This is a genomic window from Mycobacterium sp., assembly GCF_049281135.1.
Classification (GTDB): domain Bacteria; phylum Actinomycetota; class Actinomycetes; order Mycobacteriales; family Mycobacteriaceae; genus Mycobacterium.
On the sequence record NZ_JBAPRN010000246.1, the window covers coordinates 1 to 4,649 of the forward strand.

The 4,649-nt window shown below is 64.5% G+C and carries 3 protein-coding genes; all 3 read left to right on the forward strand.

All coding sequences use genetic code 11. The features are described 5' to 3' along the window. Window positions 1–3,770 (forward strand): NAD-glutamate dehydrogenase (locus tag WAN02_RS09915; protein WP_422263981.1); only part of this gene is annotated, 3,770 nt, incomplete at its 5' end. A gap of 2 nt (window positions 3,771–3,772) precedes the next feature. Then, window positions 3,773–4,186 (forward strand): acyl-CoA thioesterase, encoded by a 414-nt coding sequence (locus WAN02_RS09920; RefSeq protein WP_422263983.1) that lies wholly within the window; start codon window positions 3,773–3,775, stop codon window positions 4,184–4,186. Beyond that, window positions 4,174–4,649 (forward strand): hypothetical protein (locus WAN02_RS09925; RefSeq protein ID WP_422263982.1); only part of this gene is annotated, 476 nt, incomplete at its 3' end. The genes WAN02_RS09920 and WAN02_RS09925, both read left to right, overlap by 13 nt.

The window sequence follows — 4,649 nt, forward strand, 5'->3', positions numbered from 1 at the left end:
TCCAGACCGTGCCGCGTTCAGAGCTTTTCGCGCGCAGCCCCGAGCAGCTGCTGGCGATGGCCAAGTCGGTGGTCGACCTCGGATCGGGGCGACGCGCATTGCTGTTCCTGCGCGCTGATCGCCTCGAGTACTTCGTGTCATGCCTGGTCTACCTGCCGCGCGACCGCTACACGACGGCGGTGCGTTTGCAGATCGAAGACATCTTGGTCCGGGAATTCGGCGGCACCAGCCTCGAATTCACTGCTCGTGTCACTGAATCACCCTGGGCGTTATTGCATTTCATGGTCCGGTTGCATGCGGAAACCGCCACGCAGATCGATACCTCCGACGCCAACCGGGTGCGACTTCAGGCACTGCTGACCGAGGCCGCGCGCACCTGGTCCGACCGGTTACTCGGCGAGGCAGCTGCGGCCGGGGTTGAGCCCATCGAGGCTGAGCACTACGCGAACGCGTTCGCCGAGCCGTACAAAGAGGCGGTCACCCCTGCCGATGCAATCAACGACATCGCCATCTTCGAGGAGCTGACCGACGATTCGGTCAAGCTGGTGATGTCCGATCACGACTACGACGAAACCGTACGGCTGACATGGTATTTGGGCGGGCGGACGGCATCACTGAGCCAGTTGCTGCCGATGCTGCAGTCCATGGGTGTGGTGGTGCTCGAGGAGCGTCCCTTCACGGTGAACCGCCCGGACGGGCTGCCGGTGTGGATCTACCAGTTCAAGATCGCGCCGCAACCCACCGTCCCGCTGGCGCAGCCGGGTCCGGAGCGAGAGGTGACCGCTCAGCGTTTTGCCGATGCGGTGACCGCGATTTGGGAAGGCCGCGCCGAGATCGACCGGTTCAACGAGTTGGTGATGCGCGCCGACCTGACCTGGCAGCAGGTTGTCCTGCTGCGCAGTTACGCAAAGTATCTGCGGCAGGCAGGTTTTCCATACAGCCAGTCACATATCGAATCGGTGGTCAACGAAAACCCCGACACCGCGCGATCACTCGTCACATTGTTCGAGGCGCTCTTCGATCCCGATCCATCGGGCTCGCCCAAGAGCCGTGACGCGCAGGCTGCCGCGGCGGCGGTCGCCTCGGACATCGACGCGTTGGTGAGTATGGATACCGACCGCGTCCTGCGCGCGTTCGCCGAACTGATTCAGGCTACGCTGCGCACTAATTACTTTGTGACACAAGAGGGGTCGGCCCGCAGCCAGAATGTGCTGTCGCTGAAACTGGATGCGCAGCTGATCGAGGAGCTTCCGCTACCGCGCCCGAAGTTCGAGATCTTCGTGTACTCGCCTCGAGTCGAAGGTGTGCACCTGCGATTCGGTTACGTAGCGCGCGGTGGCCTGCGGTGGTCGGACCGTCGGGAGGACTTCCGCACCGAGATCCTTGGTCTGGTCAAGGCGCAGGCCGTCAAAAACGCGGTCATCGTGCCAGTCGGAGCCAAAGGCGGTTTCGTCGTCAAACAACCGCCGCTGCCCACCGGTGATCCCGCCGCCGATCGCGACGCGAACCGCGCCGAAGGGGTCGACTGCTACAAGCTGTTCATCTCCGGACTGCTCGACATCACCGACAACGTCGACCACACCACCCGTGAGGTCACTGCCCCACCGGGCGTCGTGCGACGCGACGGCGACGACGCCTACCTGGTGGTGGCCGCCGACAAAGGCACCGCAACGTTTTCCGACATCGCCAACGAGGTCGCTGAGTCCTACGGCTTCTGGCTGGGCGACGCGTTCGCGTCCGGCGGATCCGTCGGCTACGACCACAAAGCGATGGGCATCACCGCCAAAGGGACGTGGGAAGCGGTCAAGCGGCACTTCCGCGAGATGGGCGTCGACACCCAGACCGAGGACTTCACCGTGGTCGGCGTTGGCGACATGAGCGGCGACGTGTTCGGCAACGGCATGTTGCTGTCCACCCACATCCGCCTGCTGGCCGCCTTCGACCACCGCCACATCTTCTTAGACCCCGACCCCGATCCGGCCGCCTCGTGGCAGGAGCGACGACGGATGTTCGACCTGGCACGCTCCAGCTGGGATGACTACGACACGTCGCTGATCAGCGAGGGCGGTGGGGTGTACAGCCGCGAGCACAAATCCATCCCGATCAGCGACCAGGTCCGTGCGGCGCTGGGCATCGAAGACGACGTCACCGAGATGGCGCCACCGAATCTGGTGCGCGCGATTCTGCGGGCCCCGGTGGATCTGTTGTTCAACGGCGGCATCGGCACCTACATCAAGGCGGAGGCGGAATCCGATGCCGACGTGGGTGACCGGGCCAACGATGTGCTGCGCGTCAACGCGAACCAGGTGCGCGCGAAAGTCGTTGGCGAGGGTGGCAATCTCGGTGTGACGGCACGTGGCCGGGTCGAGTTCGATCTGTGTGGTGGACGGATCAACACCGACGCGATGGACAACTCGGCGGGTGTGGACTGCTCAGACCACGAGGTCAACATCAAGATCCTGGTCGACTCGCAGGTGACCGCGGGCAAGGTCGATCCGGGTGAACGCACCCAGCTACTCGAGTCGATGACCGATGAGGTCGCCGCGTTGGTGCTCGCCGACAACGCGGACCAGAACGACTTGATCGGCACCAGCCGGGCCAACGCCCCGAGCCTGCTCCCGGTACACGCCGACCAGATCAAATACCTGGTGGCTGAGCGTGGCCTCAATCGCGAACTCGAAGCGATGCCCTCGGAGAAGGAGATCGCGCGGCGGCTCGAGGTCGGCATCGGGCTCACCTCGCCGGAACTCGCGACGCTGATGGCGCACGTCAAGCTGACGCTCAAGGACGAACTGCTGGAAACCGATCTGCCGGACCAAGAGGTGTTCGCCGGCAAGCTGCCGCGGTATTTCCCGTCGCAGCTGCGTGACCGGTGCGGCCCGGCGATCCGCTCGCATCAGCTACGGCGGGAGATCGTGACCACCATGCTGGTCAACGATCTGGTCGACACCGCCGGCATCAGCTACGACTACCGGATCACCCAAGACACCGGGGTGGGTCCGGTGGATGCGGTACGCACCTACGCCGCGACCGACGCGATCTTCGGAATCGGGCAACTGTGGCACAGCATCCGCGCGGCCGGGCTACCGATCGCGGTGTCCGATGAGATGACGCTGGATACCCGTCGTTTGATCGACCGCGCTGGACGCTGGTTGCTCAACTACCGGCCCCAACCGTTGGCGGTGGGCGCCGAAATCAACCGATTCGCAAAGAAAGTGGCAGCGCTGACGCCACGGATGTCGGAGTGGCTGCGCGGTGACGACAAGGCGATCGTGGAGAAGGAAGCCGCGGAATTCGCCAGGCAGGGCGCGTCCGTGGATCTCGGCTACATGGTGGCCGCCGGGCTGTACCGGTACAGCCTGCTCGACATCATCGACATCGCCGACATCGAGGACCGTGAACCGGCCGAAGTCGCCGACACCTACTTCGCGCTGATGGACCGGCTCGGTACCGACGGTCTGCTCACCGCGATATCCGAGCTGCCGCGCGCCGATCGGTGGCACTCGTTGGCACGCCTGGCAGTTCGCGACGACATCTACTCGTCGCTGCGCTCGTTGTGCTTCGACGTGCTCGCCGTCGGTGAGCCGGACGAAACCGGCGAACAGAAGATCGCCGAGTGGGAGCACACCAGCGCATCGCGGGTGGAGCGGGCCCGGCGGACACTGAGCGAAATCCATGACAGCGGCCAAAAGGACTTGGCCACACTGTCGGTGGCGGCGCGCCAGATCCGCTCGATGACGCGCACCAGCGGGCGAGGAGCAGCGGGTTGAGCATGCCAGCCGGTTTCGTGGCGCCGGTCCCGGTCCGGTGGTCGGACATCGACATGTATCAGCACGTCAATCACGCGACCATGGTCACCATCATGGAAGAGGCCCGCGTTCCGTTTCTCAAACCGGCTTTCGAGTCAGACATCCTCGAAGTCGGCCTGCTGATCGCCGACGTACGTGTCACCTTTAGAGGTCAACTGCGGCTCATTGATTCGCCGCTACAGGTGACGATGTGGACAAAGCGTTTGCGAGCAGTCGATTTCACGCTCGGCTACGAAGTGCGTTCGGTTAACGCCGATCCGGGGTCAAAGCCTGCCGTGATCGGCGAGTCGCAACTGGCCGCGTTCAACATCGACGAGCAACGGTTGGTGCGTCTGACGCCACATCACCGGGAATACCTGCAGCGGTGGTTGAGGTAGCCGAGCGGGGCGTGTGGCTCGGGCCGGAATCCGTCGCCGCCCATCGCGCCGATTTGACTGCGTTTGCCGAGCGGGCGTCGCGACTCGACGCCGCCGCGGTCGTCCGATTGCGGACACGTTCGCCCGGGGAGTTCATTGCCTGGGCGTCGACCGGCTTGGACGTGCTGGCCAGCCGGGTGGTGGCCGGAATTGTTCGGCCCGACGATTTATCGGTTGGCGCAGACGAATTGGCACGTGGACTAGCTGCCGTCGACAGCACAGGTTACGTCAACCCGGGCTTTCCGATGGATTCGGCGTGGCGGGGAGCACTGCCACCGGACTCCGGCTTCGCCCACCTCGACGATGTGCCGGCCCGCCTGATGCTTGATTTGGCTGAGCGCGGCGGGCAGTTGGCCAAGGAGCACGGCAGCGCTCAGGGGCCGCCGGTGTCGCTGCTGGACCAAGAGGTGATACAGGTAAGCTC